The organism is Bradyrhizobium sp. AZCC 2230 (assembly GCF_036924495.1).
GTDB classification, from domain to species: domain Bacteria; phylum Pseudomonadota; class Alphaproteobacteria; order Rhizobiales; family Xanthobacteraceae; genus Bradyrhizobium; species Bradyrhizobium rifense.
Genome location: NZ_JAZHRS010000001.1, coordinates 39,432 through 55,800, shown reverse-complemented (window position 1 = coordinate 55,800; position 16,369 = coordinate 39,432). Strand labels below are relative to the sequence as shown.

At 59.6% G+C, this 16,369-nt stretch carries 19 protein-coding genes and 2 pseudogenes; 10 read left to right on the top strand and 11 right to left on the bottom strand.

The window, feature by feature from the left end:
- Positions 1 to 75: 75 nt before the first annotated feature.
- Positions 76 to 151 (top strand): annotated as a pseudogene (locus V1280_RS46675) (SOS response-associated peptidase); the annotation flags it as partial.
- Positions 152 to 367: 216 nt separating this feature from the next.
- Entirely contained in the window at positions 368 to 631 is a 264-nt protein-coding gene (locus V1280_RS00275) for a hypothetical protein (RefSeq protein ID WP_334517950.1), read from the top strand.
- Between the two features lie 7 nt (positions 632 to 638).
- Here V1280_RS00275 and V1280_RS00270 read toward each other — a convergent pair.
- The 4 genes and pseudogenes from V1280_RS00270 to V1280_RS00255 all read right to left on the bottom strand — a co-directional run bounded on the left by V1280_RS00270 (position 639) and on the right by V1280_RS00255 (position 2,854).
- Positions 639 to 1,243 (bottom strand): annotated as a pseudogene (locus tag V1280_RS00270) (cell envelope biogenesis protein TolA).
- A gap of 31 nt (positions 1,244 to 1,274) precedes the next feature.
- Positions 1,275 to 1,502, bottom strand: coding sequence for a hypothetical protein (locus tag V1280_RS00265; protein WP_334517948.1), 228 nt, complete (start codon positions 1,500 to 1,502; stop codon positions 1,275 to 1,277).
- 51 nt (positions 1,503 to 1,553) lie between these two features.
- Positions 1,554 to 2,483, bottom strand: a complete 930-nt coding sequence (gene ku / locus V1280_RS00260; protein WP_334517946.1) for a non-homologous end joining protein Ku — start codon at positions 2,481 to 2,483, stop codon at positions 1,554 to 1,556.
- Between the two features lie 95 nt (positions 2,484 to 2,578).
- On the bottom strand, positions 2,579 to 2,854 hold the full coding sequence (locus V1280_RS00255; RefSeq protein WP_334517944.1) for a hypothetical protein: 276 nt from the start codon (positions 2,852 to 2,854) through the stop codon (positions 2,579 to 2,581).
- Positions 2,855 to 2,967: 113 nt separating this feature from the next.
- On the opposite strand from V1280_RS00255, the gene V1280_RS00250 reads away from it, so the two are divergent.
- Both V1280_RS00250 and V1280_RS00245 read left to right on the top strand, forming a co-directional pair.
- Positions 2,968 to 3,435 carry a hypothetical protein gene (locus V1280_RS00250; RefSeq protein WP_334517943.1) on the top strand — a complete coding sequence of 156 codons (468 nt, stop codon included), beginning with the start codon at positions 2,968 to 2,970 and terminating at the stop codon, positions 3,433 to 3,435.
- Between the two features lie 38 nt (positions 3,436 to 3,473).
- The gene (locus tag V1280_RS00245; protein ID WP_334517941.1) at positions 3,474 to 3,899 is read left to right on the top strand and encodes a hypothetical protein; all 426 of its coding nucleotides are present in this window, start codon (positions 3,474 to 3,476) and stop codon (positions 3,897 to 3,899) included.
- Between the two features lie 121 nt (positions 3,900 to 4,020).
- Here the strand turns inward: V1280_RS00245 and V1280_RS00240 are convergent, their stop codons facing one another.
- The 4 genes from V1280_RS00240 to V1280_RS00225 form a co-directional block, all read right to left on the bottom strand.
- Positions 4,021 to 4,938 (bottom strand): plasmid partitioning protein RepB C-terminal domain-containing protein, encoded by a 918-nt coding sequence (locus tag V1280_RS00240; RefSeq protein ID WP_334517939.1) that lies wholly within the window; start codon positions 4,936 to 4,938, stop codon positions 4,021 to 4,023.
- On the bottom strand, positions 4,935 to 5,792 hold the full coding sequence (locus tag V1280_RS00235; protein ID WP_334517937.1) for a ParB/RepB/Spo0J family partition protein: 858 nt from the start codon (positions 5,790 to 5,792) through the stop codon (positions 4,935 to 4,937). The genes V1280_RS00240 and V1280_RS00235 overlap by 4 nt, the downstream gene beginning before the upstream one ends.
- A complete protein-coding gene (locus V1280_RS00230; RefSeq protein WP_334517935.1) occupies positions 5,789 to 7,348 on the bottom strand; it encodes a recombinase family protein in 1,560 nt (519 codons plus the stop codon). Before V1280_RS00230 ends, V1280_RS00235 begins: the two co-directional genes overlap by 4 nt.
- 127 nt (positions 7,349 to 7,475) lie before the next feature.
- Positions 7,476 to 7,700 carry a hypothetical protein gene (locus V1280_RS00225; RefSeq protein WP_334517933.1) on the bottom strand — a complete coding sequence of 75 codons (225 nt, stop codon included), beginning with the start codon at positions 7,698 to 7,700 and terminating at the stop codon, positions 7,476 to 7,478.
- A gap of 521 nt (positions 7,701 to 8,221) precedes the next feature.
- Here V1280_RS00225 and V1280_RS00220 point away from each other — a divergent pair.
- The 5 genes from V1280_RS00220 to V1280_RS00200 all read left to right on the top strand — a co-directional run bounded on the left by V1280_RS00220 (position 8,222) and on the right by V1280_RS00200 (position 11,487).
- Positions 8,222 to 8,752 carry a hypothetical protein gene (locus V1280_RS00220; protein ID WP_334517931.1) on the top strand — a complete coding sequence of 177 codons (531 nt, stop codon included), beginning with the start codon at positions 8,222 to 8,224 and terminating at the stop codon, positions 8,750 to 8,752.
- A 32-nt stretch (positions 8,753 to 8,784) separates the two neighbouring features.
- Positions 8,785 to 8,916 carry a hypothetical protein gene (locus V1280_RS00215; RefSeq protein WP_334517929.1) on the top strand — a complete coding sequence of 44 codons (132 nt, stop codon included), beginning with the start codon at positions 8,785 to 8,787 and terminating at the stop codon, positions 8,914 to 8,916.
- Positions 8,917 to 9,183: 267 nt separating this feature from the next.
- Complete coding sequence (locus V1280_RS00210) at positions 9,184 to 9,471, top strand: hypothetical protein (protein ID WP_334517927.1); 288 nt, start codon at positions 9,184 to 9,186, stop codon at positions 9,469 to 9,471.
- Between the two features lie 1,386 nt (positions 9,472 to 10,857).
- Entirely contained in the window at positions 10,858 to 11,040 is a 183-nt protein-coding gene (locus V1280_RS00205) for a hypothetical protein (RefSeq protein WP_334517925.1), read from the top strand.
- Positions 11,041 to 11,331: 291 nt separating this feature from the next.
- Positions 11,332 to 11,487, top strand: coding sequence for a hypothetical protein (locus tag V1280_RS00200; protein WP_334517923.1), 156 nt, complete (start codon positions 11,332 to 11,334; stop codon positions 11,485 to 11,487).
- Between the two features lie 35 nt (positions 11,488 to 11,522).
- Here V1280_RS00200 and V1280_RS00195 read toward each other — a convergent pair whose 3' ends face one another.
- The 3 genes from V1280_RS00195 to V1280_RS00185 form a co-directional block, all read right to left on the bottom strand.
- Positions 11,523 to 11,768: a DUF6894 family protein gene (locus V1280_RS00195; protein ID WP_334517921.1), complete on the bottom strand. Its 246-nt coding sequence runs from the start codon at positions 11,766 to 11,768 to the stop codon at positions 11,523 to 11,525.
- 211 nt (positions 11,769 to 11,979) lie between these two features.
- A complete protein-coding gene (gene rhaI / locus V1280_RS00190) occupies positions 11,980 to 13,278 on the bottom strand; it encodes an L-rhamnose catabolism isomerase (RefSeq protein WP_334517920.1) in 1,299 nt (432 codons plus the stop codon).
- The gene (locus V1280_RS00185) at positions 13,275 to 15,371 is read right to left on the bottom strand and encodes a bifunctional rhamnulose-1-phosphate aldolase/short-chain dehydrogenase (RefSeq protein ID WP_334517919.1); all 2,097 of its coding nucleotides are present in this window, start codon (positions 15,369 to 15,371) and stop codon (positions 13,275 to 13,277) included. Before V1280_RS00185 ends, rhaI begins: the two co-directional genes overlap by 4 nt.
- 184 nt (positions 15,372 to 15,555) lie before the next feature.
- On the opposite strand from V1280_RS00185, the gene V1280_RS00180 reads away from it, so the two are divergent.
- Positions 15,556 to 16,368: a DeoR/GlpR family DNA-binding transcription regulator gene (locus tag V1280_RS00180; protein ID WP_334517917.1), complete on the top strand. Its 813-nt coding sequence runs from the start codon at positions 15,556 to 15,558 to the stop codon at positions 16,366 to 16,368.
- The last annotated feature ends 1 nt before the right edge of the window (position 16,369 follow it).

Below are 16,369 nucleotides of genomic sequence, written 5' to 3'. Positions count from 1 at the left end.
GCTGACACGATTGCGTTGCGAAGAGTAGCCGAAACCAGCATGCGCGGGCGCCCCGCGACCTCCAGCAACACGATGCTCAAGGTTAAGGAAGGCTAGACCACCAACGAGCTCTTTGCGTTCCTGACCACCGAGCCGAATGCCAAGGTAGGTGGCGTCATCCGAAAGCATGCCCGTGATCCTGACGGCGCGCTCCGGATCGTCGCCCGCGGCGTGAAAGAGGATCCCGACCCGGCGGGCTAGCGTTCTGCACAGGGATCCGGAACACGGGGACAAGCGGGAGCTCTGCCGATCGCGAATCCCTGCCCCGTGTTAACCGCTCGGAACGAACAGGTGGTCGGAAGGATTCGTCCTGGCAGGAGTGATCTCGATGCCGATGACGAAGGAAAGACGGCCAGCAATACTTACGCTGCGCGGGTGGGCGATTTCGGTGCTGCAGGAGGCCGGGGCCATCCTCGAATGCGAGGAGCACGGCTGGGCAAAAGATCGGGCAGACCCTCACGCGCGCGAACGCGCCATGGATATCGCGCACCAGCATCCGCCGGCAGGCATCTCCGGCGATCAGGCCGTAGCAGAGGTCCGCGACGTGCTCGATTCAATCGGCGACACCTGCCCCGAGTGTCCCGCAGAGTAGCTCAGTCCTATTTCCGGGCGCGGCGGAGAGCTTCCGTCAGCCGCTCCCTTTCGCCTTCCCAGCGTGCGTCCTCCACGTCAATCCGCTTCTCGATTGCTGCCCGTTCGGCATCGAGGCTCCTGGATCGTTTTTCATGCTCGCGCTGTGCGTCCTCCAGATTTTCCCGGGCCTTCGCGACCAGCTTCTCTCGCCTCGCCCGCTCCTTCTCCTGCGCCGCCTCTTCCTTGCGGCGGTCGGCGTCCCGCCGCTTGTGCTCGCGCTCGAACTCCGCGGCGGCCTTCCGGGAATCTTCGGCGCCGATCTTGGGAGCCGCGCGCCGATTGCGCTCCGGACGGCGGTCCCTCTTCGTACTTTTCGTTTCATCGGCCAGATCGGGCAGCTCGGCATGCTCGGCGAACCGTCCGCTCGAGCCGGCCGGGCGCTTCAGCACAACGCCGGGCTTCGCCATGGCCGCAGCAACGACGTCGGGATCATCGGTCTCCTTGGCGAAGCCCTGATGGAAGAGATTGCTACCCGCGCCCCACGCTTCCAGCGCTGCCTTCATTGACGGCGCGGGATCGCGAGATCATAGAAGCCCAGCGACGTCTGGTAGGTCTTTAGCTTTCTTGCCATGGAGCCTGAGTAGCGACCATGACGCTGGATTTCAACGCCGGCGGGCGAACCACACGCCCAGCGCGAAGGCGGCCATAAGCGAGCGCAGCGGTGCCTCCACAGTCACCTTCCGCAGCCGCTCGGCCCAGTCCTTTTCGGAAAGACGAAGGTCTGCTTGCTTCCTCGCCCCTAGCGTTGCTCGGGAAGGATTCTCGATGCCGTCCTGAAAGTTCGTCAGCCCCGAGGCTTCGGTCATCGCCGCGGTCTCTCGCGCATCCATGCGATCCTCCTACTTTGCACCAAAGCAAGCGTCCTCAGGGCCCATGGGTTCCTAAGCGGACCGACGCCGCGATCCGGTCGTGGGCTTCTTTGCGTCCGCCGCCTTGGCCGGCTTCTTTCCTTCGATCGGCATCAGCATCTCCTTCTGGCCCGCCGCTGCCTTCTTCGCCTTCTTGGCCGGCTTCTTCGGAGCCTTGGCCTCGGCCGCGGCGCCGCCGACGCTCTTCCGCAGTGCGTCCATCAGATCGACGACGTTCTCGCCGCGCGGCCGTTCTTTCGGGGTGATCGGCTTGCCCGCGCGCTTCAGGTTGATGAGGTCGACCAGCGCTGTCTCATAGTGGTCCTCGAACTTCTCGGGGTCGAACCGGCCCGCCTTCTGGTTGACGATGTGCCTCGCGAGGTCGAGCATGTCCTTCGTCACTTTGACATCCTGGATCTCGTCGAAATATTCAGCCGGTTCCCGGACTTCGTATGGATAGCGCAGCAGAGTGCCGATCAGCCCTTTGTCTCTGGGTTCGAGCGCGATGATGTGCTCGCGGTTGGTCAGGACCAAGCGTCCGATCGCGACCTTGTCCATCTCCCTGATGGTCTCGCGGATGACTGCGAAGGCGTCGTGGCCGACTTTGCCGTCCGGACGCAGATAATAGGGCCGGATCAGGTACCGTGGGTCAATTTCGCTACGGTCGACGAACTCGTCGATCTCGATCGTCCGGGTTGACTCCAGCGCTATCTCCTCGAGCTCCTCCTTGGTTACCTCGATAAACTGGTCCTTCTCCAGCTGGTAGCCCTTGACGATGTCCTCGTTAGGCACCTCATCGCCCGTGTCCGCGTCGACTTTTAAATACTTGATCCGATGACCAGTCTGCCGGTTCAGCTGATTGAAGCTGATCTTCTCGGACTCCGACGTCGCTGGGTAAAGCGCCACCGGGCAGGTGACTAGTGATAGGCGAAGGAAGCCTTTCCAATTGGCTCGGGGGGCCATGAACGCGGTACTCCGGAACGTTGTTGCGTGTATCAAGACGAACGAGCCGGCCCAGTTCCGACATTGGAGCGCTGGCAAAAGATCATTTTTCCGGACTACCGCAGCACCGTCATGAGCACATAGACGGCAACGGCAGTTCCGAGACAGCGCCGCCAGGGATGCACGCCGCGGACGACCTCGTCGGAGGCCCAGACGAGGAGCCCTCCTTTGAAGGCAACCGTCAAGGCGACGCTCGCCGTTCCCGCCGCGGGCCAGATCCAGAGCAGTACGCCCGCTACGATCACGATCCACAGGACGAGATTGGGCGCCTGAGCTATGGTGATGGCACCTGTTTCGCGATTGCGAAAAAACCACTGCAAGATTTGGCGCACGCTATTCCCCATCGAAATGACCGCGGCCTAACGTCTAAACCGGTCCCGCGCGCCCTGCGACGAACCCCAGGGCCACCAGCCAGTTAACCCTCCACCGCGACTGATCTCGAAAATTGGCAACCGCCCTTGATCTCCCGCTCCAGTTGCGTTTGGATATTCGACTTTGGGGGGAAAAAATGCGCTGGCTGGGGATTGCAGTGCTCTGTGTGGCACTGGGGGGATGTTACGCGACGGGCGCAGATGTTCGCGCCAAGTTGGGCCAAGACTACATCGGAAAAAATGTTGATGCTCTTGTTGTTCGGTGGGGGCCGCCCGCAAGTAGTTTCAAGATGAACAGCGGCGAGACCGCCTTTAGTTGGCAACTGGCCAGCGGGAGTTCGTTTTCGGTCTCTCGTGACAGTCAAACGAGCGCATCGGGAAGTTCGCGCGGGTACGCTTGCAAGGTCAACGTCGTTGCATCGCCGAACGGAACGATCAAAAGTCTCGATACTGAAGACAAGGATGGCAGCCTCTATTACGGGCCCATTCCTGTCCAGGTTGGCAGCGTTTGCGCAGAGCAACTTGGAATGCAGCAGCAATAGAGGCTGGCGTTTCAGCTGCACTACCTGATCATAGGCTGATGGGCACTGCTATGCGTGGAACATCTCAGCTCGTTTTCTTGTTTCTGTTTGCGCTCCTCGCGCCGGCCACCGCGGCAATCGACCCTATGGCCAGCTCCATACATGAGAGCCACTCCTCGGGGGATCTCGATCAGTGGCAGAGGATCGACTTGCGCTCGTCGGGCCTCACCCGACAAAAGGCGGCGCAGATCAAGGTCGCTATCCGAACGAAGGGGCCGAGCATGCAAGGCCTTATCCGGATCCCCGGCGCACCAGCATCCAACTTCGACACCGGAAAGGGCTTGACCGTTGTTGACTTAATCAACGTCGGCAACGACAGCAGCGGCTATGCTGACATTGTCGCGCTGGAAATACTGTTTACCCTGACGATACAGGGACAATCCTACGAGGTATTTGCCGTCGATTACGGCGAGAAAGCTGAGTAGTGATGTCGCGTTCACCTTTTTCAGCGCGAACGATCTGTCGTCATAGAGGATGTCCGAGAAGATGGCTTGCCAAAAGCACCACTCCTTGGCTGACACCTTTAGGAAACATCTGTCCACAAGCTCAACTTTTCTCTTGGGACGCCGGCGTAGCCGCCACTTGTAACGTGGCTGAGATTATAGCGCCAAATTCGTTCGCCACTTCTGGGTGATTGTCATCGAGATAGCGGCGAATCTTCAGATTGGTTAGCAATTGCGAGATGTACCGAGCGGTAATCGCGAGATCGAGCATTTCCCGGCCGTAGGATGCCTCCACACCGGCGGCCTTGAGTTGCACCTCTTTTAATTCACGCTCCATAAGAGCTAGGTCCGCGGCCGTTACCACCGCCGGAATACTGCACTTTGCGGGCCGTAGGCGCGCTGCATCCGAACTGGCCGCGAGCAAGGCTCTGGCATAAGATGAGCAATAGTTCGACGCTGCGACCATCAATTCGCAGGCTTCGATTTGCCGCGGCTCCCTCATCTTACGTAAAACATCGAACGTTACCGGATTCACTGGCTTGTCGCGAAGTAGATGGACAGCTTGTGTACAGATCCCGCGCAACATTTTCCGACGTTGCTTGATATATGCAATCCTGACGTTCAATGCCCGCGCGATCCTTTCCTCGGGAACGCCGCGTTCGATGGCACGCAGGATCATGAAATGCTCCTGCACAGTCGCCAGTCGGATCGTATTTTTATTGTAAGAGTAGGCTTCGTCATCGAGCGACAGCAGACACTCGGTTTCGGTCTCGCCCCTAGCCAGCAGAATGTCCCGCTTCAAAACTCCATCCAGAAGCAGGTATCTACCCCGCTGGTCCGGCTTGTGAAAGACCACAGGCGGCTCGATTACTCCAACCTCGCCTATCGACGCGGCAATCACCGTGTATTTGTGAGAACGCCGGATACGATCGGTCACTTGCCTGAGCGGTAGCATAGATTTAAGTGGCAGAACCACCAACTCGGGCTCAAACGCCAAGCGAATGGGCTTTTCCGTCGTCATGCGGTACCCGCTGACATTCGGCGCAGAACTGGCAGAGGGATCTTGCCCAACCCTTCTTCGCGCAGAAGCGACGTAAACATGCGTTCGCTCATCAATGCCTTGAGTGCGTTTATTAGAAAGACAAGACGCGCGTGGGTTAGATCGGCCTTCTTTACCATAATCTCTTGGCGCTTGGTTTCCTGCCGGTAGACGCGGACAAGGGACACAGCATTGATCTTCTCTTCCGCGAACTGAGCTTTCATCGATTTTCGATGGCGCTGCTCAACGAGCTTCCGCATCTTCGCAATCTGCTTGCTAGTATGCTTCTCGCCGACAAATGCTTCGAGCAACGCCCCTTGTAACTGTGGCGTTTTGGCCCTGGCAATGTCCACTGCGAGTGTCGGCGGGACGATCCCGCGCTCGACCGCACTTATCAATCGATCTTCACCATGCTTGAGCAAATAGGCGATAGCCCGCGCAAAGTCCTGCGTGACGTCGAGCTTGGCAGCGATATCTGGCGCTCCGTATGTCTTGGCCAGACGGCCGATGTCACTGACAAGTTCAATCGGCGAGCGCCGACGGCGCGCAATATTCTCGACGAGGCTCATCAGAATGCAATCCTCGGCCGAGGCATCAACCAGGATCGCTGGAATTTCGGACTGACTGAGCGATGAAAACGCTTCAATCCGCGTTTCACCGCACGCCAAATCGTATCCGTTGGCCGTTTCCCGCCTACTAGCGGTAATTGGCCGTTTCAGGCCGACCATCCTAATACTTTTTACAATTGCGTTTAAGCGGGATCGGCTCCGCTCGCGCGGATTGAGCACACTGATAGCCGCAATGGGAATGGATTCGATCCTTCGCCCATGCTTCACGCTACTCTCCGCTCGTCAAAACCTGCAAATAAGCGACAAACAGCATCCAATCCTTCGTATCGGCATGCCTGCGCGAAGGTGGGATTCGAGATGCGCAGAATCCTACCTTGCGCCTGCGCAAGATCGCAAGTGGGCAGCAGAAAGCAGCCGGCAATTGCATCATTGGAGGCGTTCATTTGAGCAATCAGAGTGAGTTCGGCGTTTGCTCGACGATTGGCATAAATCGTCCAGCGGACGCGCTTGGCGCCGTCGGTCACTGCGCGTGCCGAGCCGATCGCAAGCCGGCAGCCGTCACCGAGTGCCAGAATACCCGACTTTGCTTCATGAGTGGCCGCGCCTCCAAGACGATTGATATTGGCTGCAATCTCATCGGCAATTTCAATTATGCGCGACCGAAATCTCGCAGTGGTCTCGGCGCGACGCTGATAGGGTTCGGGTTGATAGCCGGCCAGCGCGTAAGCGGCGACCAATGATCCGAACCGGCGACTGTAGCCTCCGGCCGACATCATGCCTTCGGCGGTGGCAATGATGGCCCTGGACAGCCGGCCCTTTTCACGGCCGAGCGCAGCAAGGCGGCCGATCACTTCTTCGTCGCTGCGATGCGCCCGCCGGGCACGCATGGCCTCATTTGCCTTGTTGAACAGTTCAACTGAAACCACTGCTGGAAATGCATTGTCGTTGCGAATCCACATATCGCGGGGATTCTCTATGCGCAGCTGATTCAGCTTAAACGAAGTGCGATTGTAGATGAGGCTACCAATGTAAGCCTCGTTGGCAACAATCTTTCTAACGGTTTCACCACTCCACCGAAGGCCACGTGCGGTGTGGATATACTCGGCGTTCAGCTCTGCCGCGACATCACCCAACGACTTCCCTTCGTTAGCGATTGCGTTGAACATGCGCCTGACAATAGCGATCTCGGCGGCCGGGCCGTGAATGATTCTAACCCGATCGGTCTGGAGATATTTTTGCTGCCTGTATTCCAGCGTTTGCCGTATCGATCCGTCTTCCTCGACAAGCTGTCGCCGGAGCCCATAGCCAGGCATTCCGCCTCGCGAAAAGCCTAGCTGCACGATGCGGGATTGTCCAAGAAACACCCTCTTAGAGAGCCCGCGACTGAAATTCGCAGCAGCCGCACGCACATTCACCTTCAGAAGGCTAGACGCAAAGCTTCCGTCATTCTCAAACTCTTCCGCGCAATAGTGAACACCGATCCCGGCTTTCTTGCAGATAAACTCGTAATAGGCGCTCTCATCCACGTCCTGAAAGCGACCCCAGCGGCTGATATCGTAAACCAGGATGCAGTTGAATTTTGCGCGCTTCGCTTCGACATCAGCGATGAGTGTTTTCAATCCATCGCGCCAACCGATAGCTAGTCCGCTGAGACCCTCGTCCGAATAGGTTTGAACAACCGTCAGATTTCGACTTTCAGCATATGACGCGATAACCTGAATCTGATTATCGATCGAGTACCGCTGATTGTCGGTCGACATGCGCAAATACTGCGCTGCTCGAGTCGGCAAACCGTATGTCGGGACGGCAAGCTCGCGATCCATGGCCAGCGTCCGATAAACACCACGCCTAGTATCAAATTCTGCAGGCTCATTGATCAACAACGACCTAACAGCAAGCAACCGAATTGAAGAGCTGACTATTCAAACCTTAGGCTCTGCTGAAAGGCAGCTACCAATCCCGAAGCAGGCTCGGGAAATGCTTACCCAGCCAGGCCAACACAACGGTGCAGGCCAAGGAAAATAGGCCGCCCCACAACCAAGAGCGCCCCCGCGCGGCGCTGATTGATCTCAAATACAGAAACGCTCCAAGCAGGGTTCCGTAGTTTTTCCTGAAGTCGCCGTTGAGCTTGGCAATTTTCGACAGTTCGGAAGAGACCTCGACATCATCCGCCATTTGGCACGCTCCTCGTTCACTCAGGAGCACCCCATGAACCACTGTTTTGCCCGACGGAGCAAGCAAAATTTCGGATTTTCGGTCCCGCCTCGCGACGTTGGTTGCGTGCCACTGCCGAACAAGAACTATTGCCTGAATGCCTTTATCCTACTATCCTACCTAAGGTAGTTTGACGAATTTTCGCATGCAGCGGTTTTGCCAAGGCATTCGCGCCGGCCTGGTCTTTCTTGCAATCGTAGTCGCTCTGTGCGCGGCCATGATGGTATTCGCACCTCGGCCCAAGCTGATGAAATGCGCAGGGCCAGTTGAGACGCTCTTCGGTAACTGCATCAGATAGTCGGGTTGTCCATATCCCCTACCCGCTGGGCCTCGACGCGCGCCCTACGTTATCCTTGTGATTGGTGCTGTCACGGCTGCTGCCGCGCTGCGCTACCACTTCCACCTCGTCGGCCTGGCAGACATCTACTCACTTTCGGGACAGCATCGATTTTCCAACACCGCTCCGGTACGCAAACGGGGTTGTGCAGTCGGCGCTGCTGCCCTTCGCATTTGCTTGCTTCGTCGACCGCGGCCGGGTCGTTCCCGCCATCGCGGCACTCGTGCTATTGGGAGCGTTCTATCCGGCGACCCTCAGCAAATTTGCAGCCTTCGCGCCCCTCTGGCTACTGTTCCTGCTGATCCTTCAGCGGTTTTCCAAGCCGGAGAACGCGGTCATCCTTTCGGTCTTGCTGCCGCTCCTCGTCGGTCTCGCGAGCCTTCCGGTCGAATCAGGCTTGCACCACGAGGTCTACCGCGTCTTCGGCTTGATCAATTTCCGGATGTTCGGCATCACATCGATCTCAATGGAGGTCTACAACGCCTTCTTCTTCAACCACGAGCCGACGCATTTCTGCCAGATCGGCTTCGTCCGGTCTCTTATCGGCTGCCTTATCATCCGCAGCTCGGCGTGGAGCTCGCCCAAGCGTACAAAATTGGCAACTTCAATGCTTCTCTGCTGTCGACCGAAGGGATTGCATCAGTCGGCACGAAATGGGCGCCGCTCACGGTCCTAGCGTCTGGCGTGATCCTCGCGTTCGGGAGCGCGATGGCATCGCATCTGCCGCCTCGGTTTGTTCTTCTGTCCTCCGGTATCGTGGTGCAGCAAATTATCAACGTGCCGTTATCGACAGCGCTGCTATCGCACGGCGCGGCGCTGCTGTTTTTCTCTGGGGGGTGATGCCCAAAGCGGCATTCACGCGAATACCACCCAAATGATCGGTAGGATCATCGACGCAATGCAAAAGGAAAGGCCCGCCAGGTGACCAGCGGGCCTTTTTGCTGTTACCGCCTCAACCGCCGGGCGGTGCGTCATCAGTCTTTGCCGGTCGCGGTTCTGTGAGATCACACTTTCCCACACCCACGATGCGCAGTAGCTCACGCGCTTCCTGAGCCACCAGTAATCGACAATTTGCGAAGTGTCCGCGGATGCCGCTTTGATTGCGGCATGCCTCGTCCTGTCCGCCGCCACACGCCTACGCACGCCCACGGGCGTCCCATGAAGATCACGTTCGGCGAAATGCGCGAGATGGGCCTATGCGGCGTCCTGGTCTATTGCCATTGCGGCCATCACGTTGCTCTGGACGCCGGCCGGTGGCCCGACAATGTGAGGCTATCCGATCTCGAGCCGCGGTTTGTCTGCCAAGGATGCGGATCTCGCGGCGCCGACGTTCGGCCAGACTTCGACCGAGGCAATCAGCAGCTCGCAATCATGGGGTATCGAAACACGAGATGACCAAGGACGCATAGTGAGGACCTTTGGAGCTTCCTCCGCGTTAAGGCAACGAACCCCGGGGGCGAGGAGATTTTCCGATGTCTGCCGTCCCTCTGGACGTCCAACGAAGATTCGAGCGGCGATGGTCCGCGAGGTTTCTCTGCCCGAAGCAACCAACCAGGGCACAAGAACAGCGGCCTGAAAGGCCCCAGGTTGCCGCGCCCGCAAAAGCCAAAAGAAAAGCCCGCCGGGCTAAGCTAAAGCGATAGGCCCGATGTCTGCACCGGCCGCGTGAGCGCAGGACCGAAGCCCCGGGTACCCACCTTGAAGCTCGGACTAACGTAAAGCTCTCTCGCGCGCGGCATTCAGGGCCGCCTTTGTCTGCGGGACAGCCTCATTGATGGGCTCCCGACTAGGGGGCGGTTCGCTGAGATCTCGGGCCCATGGCGCGCCAGAACGAATTGCTGACCGCGATACGGGGTCACCTGAATTTGCGCAAGCAGAGATGAGGAGACCGACAAGGGTCAGCGAGCCTGCCGATATCAAGATGCGGATGCGCATGCCCATCCAACCGACTGCCCGAAGAATCGATCCTCCGAATTATAGCACTCGGGCGAACTCAGCAGAGTGGCCCGCCAGCGTGAACCGGCGGGGCCTCTTGATCTACCGCCTCAGCCGGCGACCGCCGTCAGCTGCTGCCGATCGCACTCCATGCGCGCGAGCTCGTCGACGCGGGGCTGCGCACAGATCCATGCGGAAGTGAGTTCAGCTTCTTCGCGGAAGCGCCTCGCTTCTTCTCTTCGTTCAGGCGCTCTTCAAGGGATTGGATTTGCTTGAAACTGCGTCGCGGCATGGTGCTGCTCCGTTCCTGGGGAGGCGGGAGCGCAGTTGGCGTTCTTGTCACCGATAAAAGCCGATGGCCGCGCGGAGGTGACCTAGTGTGCGCTAGTCGACACAGGAACGCTAGCTAACTTTCGGCGGGCTAACTGGAGGCCTCTTCGTCTCTCTTCACCTCAGCTCTCGTCACCGAGTCCAATCTTTCCAGTTGACCGGATAAACCAGTAAGGCTCCTGGCGATGTTTCTCAGTAGGAAGGCTCGGCTTTCGGAAATGCGGGGCATTGAAGAAAGGGCTTTGTAGTGATTTGCAAGTTCCTTGCATCTGGCGGCCGTAATCATGCGGGCTCCATCAATCAAGAACGATAGAGAATTATAACCGCACCACCTCCGGGGAGTTGCAACGTTTTCCCGCCTTTAAGACGGCCCTGCCGCCGGGGACTTTTGGGAGCCGCTGGACGCGCTCGGACCTCGCATAGGTCCGGCACCTGGTCTTAGGAAAATTCGGCAATCAGATCTGTCCACTTTCGCACCTTAGCCATAAGGTTTCCGTCCAGGACGGAGTAGCCGCAATGAAAGACATGCAGGCTCAGTTGGAAAAGCTCCGCACGGAAGCGGCCGAGTGCGCCCTCATCCGCGACCTGGCGACCGATCCGAAGAAACGAGAGCTTTTCACAAGGCTGGCCGATCACCTGACGGTTCTCGCCTCAGAAGTTGAACGCGCGATAGCAGATAGTACGAAGCGCGCCGGATGAACGACCGGGGCTGCCGGCGGTCGTTCGACGAGCCGATCGAGGTGAGCGGGCGCATGCTGGTGACGCTGCTAGAAGCAGGCAAGTACATCGCGCCGCACTGCCGAAGAAGGAGCACTCGGCCCCGGAGTGGCAGGCCGCTATGCAGGCGCTGATCTTGGTGGCGGAGAGCGGAGGACCAACGATGCTCGCACGCATTGGCGTCGTGCGGGCGCTGAACCGGCACTATGTCCCGGAGTTCAATCCAAAGGGCAAGGAACCGCACTGGGGCCGGCGCAAGCTGAAGAGGGACCAATGACCGTCTTCGTGTACGTGAATACCGCTAAACAGGTCGGCGACGTCGATCACATCAAGGTCTTTGCCACGGTCGAAGCCGCGGAAATCTGGTTCGAGGAGAACGACCCAGAGGGAGTGGCTTTCGAGTACGACGTGATAGGCCTGCCGGCTTGACCCTTGCGGCAAGCGGGCGGCCACGCTGAGGCGGCTCAATGCTTGCGCCTATCTACCTCGAACGTGAATTTGACCTGCAGCACCGGGCCGCTGTCGTCACGGACCTCGATGGCTATCTCGTGGGGCACTCCATCCCCCCGCGCGCGGATGGCATCCCGGGCCATATCCGCCAGCGAGCGAGCCGCCTCTTCGTGCACCTTTTCTATGGTGGAGAGTTCCAGACCTTCCTCATCGGGAATGATCTCATCACCCTCTCGTATGTCAAAATAGAACCGTTTCATACGGCCAGAACGAAGCCGACCCGGAATTGTTCTTTTAGCGAATTAAGACGCTCTCCAAAAACGGCGCCCTCGCTCACTCGTTGACTCTTCACAAATGTTGAGGCGGGAACGTTGCCACGGCATATGATGCTCTCACCGGGGCTGGCTGCATATTTCACTTGGATCTTTCCGGCGCGATTGCGACCATCCTGAAGACGATGGATCACCTTCTCTAGACGATGCCTGCCGAAGTCCCGCCGACGATGGGACGTTCCCTCGCCTTTCGCGCCCGATAGCCGGACGAGCGATAGGCCGCGATTGGTGCGATGGCCCCGCCGGCTCGCATGCGGGCGACGGCGAGGAGCGGCGAGACGTCGGTGGTGAAGGCGCGTTTCAATTCGAGATGCGCACCGAGCGCGTCATTGGCCTCTTGCGCCGAATCCAGCGCTGCGCGATCGACGATCAGCGCCTGCGCATAGGCGCGCTGCAGCTCGATCGCCGATTGCATCAAACTCTCGATCGGATCAGTCACATTGTGCGACTGATCAATCATATATGCGGGCGCGAAGCCTTCCGCCTTGCGTCGCTCGGCGTCGATCAACTCGTTGAAGACCAGAAACAGCCGGAACGGTTCGACCGAACCGCTGTCGAGATCGTCGTCGCCATATTTGGAATCGTTGAAATGAAAGCCGGCGAGCTTGTTGAAGCGAACGAGCCGAGCCACGACCTGCTCGATATTCACGTTCGGCGCATGATGGCCGAGGTCGACAAGGCAATGCGCCTTGGGCCCGAGTTCCTGCGCGACCGCAAAACTCGTGCCCCAATCCGAGATCACGGTCGAGTAGAACGCCGGCTCGTAAAGCTTATGCTCAAGAAACACCCGCCAGTCGGCGGGCAGTGCCGCGACGATCTCACGCATCGCGTCGATATAGCGGTCGAGCGCCTTGGTCAAATTCGACTGGCCGGCAAAGTTCGAGCCGTCGGCGATCCAGACGGTCAGCGCCTTCGAGCCGAGCTTGCGGCCGATCTCGATACATTCGACGTTGTGGGCGATGGCCTGCGCGCGCACGCGCGCATCGGTATGCGACAGCGAGCCGAACTTGTAGGAAAGCTCTTGCCCCGGCTGATCCTGGAAGGTGTTCGAGTTGACCGCGTCGAAGGCAAGGCCGCGACCCGCGGCTTGTTCACGCAAGGCGGCATAGTCGTCGACCTTGTCCCACGGGAAGTGCGGCGAGATCGTCGGGGTTGCCCGCCCCAATTGCTGGATCACCGCGCAATCGTCGATTTTCTCGACAACATTGCGCGGCTCACCCGGCCCCGGAAATCGGGCAAATCGCGTCCCACCTGTGCCGACGCCCCACGTCGGAATGGCGACGCCGAAGGCCATCACCTTCTGCACCAGGGCCTCCGCGTCGATCCCGTGCCGCGCCAGCGCACGCTTCAGGGCGTCGTAGTCTTCGTTAGTCGCGTGTTCGAGCCGCGCGTTCTGGTCGGCGATGAAATCCGCGCTGATCGAGAACGATACGCTCATCGTGTGAAGGCCTGGGCGTTGCCGGCATCGACGTTGAGGATGTTGCCGGTCGATTTGGCCGAAAGATCGGACGCGAAGAAGTAGACACCCTCGGCGATATCCTCGGGGAACACCGATAGTTTGAGCAGCGAGCGCTGGCGATAGACCTCCTCGAGCTGGTCTTCCGCAACCTTGTTCGACGCCGCGCGCTGCTGGCGCCACTCGCCTTCCCAGATCTTCGAGCCGCGCAGCACCGCGTCCGGATTGACCGTGTTGACGCGGATGCCATGCGCCGCGCCTTCCAATGCCAGGCAGCGGGCCAGATGGATCTCCGAAGCCTTGGCGGCGCAATAGGCGGAGGCGCCGGCCGAAGCGGCAAGGCCGTTCTTCGAGGCAACGAAGATGATGGCGCCGCCGATGTTCTGGCGCTGCATCAGCCTAAAAGCCTCGCGCGAGACAAGGAAGTACCCCGTTGCGAGAATGTCCATGTTCTTTTGCCACAGCCTAAGACTCGTGTCTTCGACAGGCGACGCCGAGGCGATCCCGGCATTCGAGACGACGATGTCGACACCGCCAAAGGCGCGTGCAGCCTCTTCGAACGAAGCGACCACCGCCGCCTCGTCGGTCACATCGAGCTTCACACCGATCGCAGCGTCTCGCCCATGGCGCTTCGTGATCGCCGCAACGCGCTCGCTCAACGAGCTCTCGTCGATATCCGCAATGACGAGGCAAGCGCCTTCGCCGAGCAACCGCTGCGTGGTTGCCCCGCCAATGCCGCCGGCGCCGCCGGTCACGTAGGCAATCCGCCCGGCGAGCGATTTCGGCTTGGGCATGCGCTGGAGCTTTGCCTCTTCCAGCAGCCAGTATTCGATATTGAAGGCCTCCTGCTCGGCAAGGCCGACATACGCACTGACGCCCGAGGCGCCGCGCATGACGTTGATCGCGTTGACGTAAAATTCGCCCGCAACGCGCGCCGTCGCCTTGTCCTTGGCAAAGGTGAACATGCCGATTCCCGGAACGAGATACACGACCGCGTTGGGATCGCGCATGGCCGGCGAGTCCGGATGTTTGCAGCGCTCGTAATACGCGGTGTAGTCGCGCTGGTAAGCGGCAAGAACGTCGTCCAGGCCAGCGATCACCTCGTCGAGATTGTCGCGCACGGGATCGTAGGGCAGCAACAGCGGCCGAATTTTGGTGCGAAGAAAGTGATCGGGGCAGGAGGTGCCGAGCGGCGCCAGCTTCGTCAGCGCGCTGGAGTTGACGAACTCCAGCACCTCCGGCGCATCGGTGAAATGGCCAATCTTGCGCTCGTCCGCGGAGATCTTGCCGCGGATCAGCGGCATCAGCCTAGCCGCGATCGCGCGGCGCTTTTCCGGTGTGGCGGTTTGGACCTTGCCACCGCCGAAAGCCGGCTTCTGCTCATGCGCGGGAAGCCAATCGGCGGCCTGCTGAATCACGCGCAAGGTCATCTCGTAACAGGCTTTCGATGTCTCCGCCCATGTGAAGAGCCCGTGGCCGCCGAGGACCACGCCGACATAGTCGGGATGACGCGCGGCCATCTCGCCGAGCTTCAGGCCGAGATCAAAGCCGGGCCGCTGCCACGGCAGGAACCCGAGCTTGCCGTCGAAAACCTCACGCGTCAGACGCTCGGCATCGATTGAGGCGGCAATGGCGATGACCGCATCAGCATGGACGTGATCGACATGCCGGTGCGGCACGAAGGCGTGCAAGGACGTATCGATCGAAGTCGCGCGCGGATTGAGATCGAAGGTGCAGTGATTGAACAAGGCGACCATCTCGTCCTCATGGGCGAGGCCGCGATAGAGGCCTTTCAGGCTCTCGAGTTTGTCGAGGTAGAGCGTCGAAAAGCCGTCGCGCTTCATCGAGCCGATGTCGCCGCCTGAGCCTTTGACCCAGAGCACACGTACGTTCTCGCGCGTCAGCGGATCCTTCATCTCAATCTTGGCTGAGGTATTGCCACCACCGAAATTGGTGATGCGCAGATCGGCTCCGAGAAGGTTCGAGCGGTACAGCAACTGACCTGCTTCATCGAGCCCGGCGGCGAGCGCGTCGTCCCAAAGATTTGGCAGGGGCGTGGCCGCGACCTCGCTCATTAGGCATTCTCCCTGTGCTTGATCTCTGGGCAGCTTAGGCCACGCATTCAATCACGGTCAATCACCGGTACCCAAAACTGCGACGCAATATGATTGATGCAGCGCGGTATTGAGCGAATTTGACGGTTTGCAGTTGACCGCTCATCGAGAGCGTGACCTATTTATGGGCAAAAGGGAGGGCAACGTGCACGAGCGGGAACGCTGGCAGATCATCAAGGCACTCTTGCGTGAGCGGTCATTGGTGCGCATCGCCGATGCTTGTCGCGCGACCGGCGTCTCCGAAGCCTCGATACGGCGCGATTTCGCCAGGCTCGCCGAGCAAGGTGTCGCGATCAGGGTGCATGGCGGTCTCGAGGCCTTGCCGGAAGCCTCTAACGCACCGAGCGACGTCCTGTCGCTTGCCACCCGCTCCTTCGACGTCAGCCAGACGCTCAATATAGATGCCAAGCGCGCCATTGCGAAAGCGGCGGTCGCCCTCTGCGCCGATGGCGAGACGATCATCATCAACGGCGGCACGACCACCTTTCAAATGGGCGAATATCTGCGCGAGCGCCGTCTGAAGGTATTGACCAATTCCTATCTGCTCGCCGACGCACTGATCCACACGTCGAAATGCCGCGTCGCCTTGCCGGGTGGCGAGGTCTATCGCGAGCAGGGCATGATCGTCTCGCCTTTTGAAGAGGATGCGATCCAGCACTATTCGGCGACGCGGATGTTCATGAGTGCGATCTCGATCGGACCGCTCGGCGTGATCGAAGGCGACCCCCTGCTCGCCCGCGCCGAATCCAAACTGCTGAAGCGTGCCGACAAGCTGATCGTGCTCGCCGATTCCTCGAAATTCGTCTCGCGCGGCAGCCTTGTCGTCTGCCCGCTCTCGCGCATCGATACGCTGATCACCGATTCAGATGCGCCGAGCGACGCACTCGACATGCTGCGCGGGCACGGTGTCCGCGTCGTTGTCGTGGATGCAGGCGCTCAAGCCACTGCGGCGGCGTGAT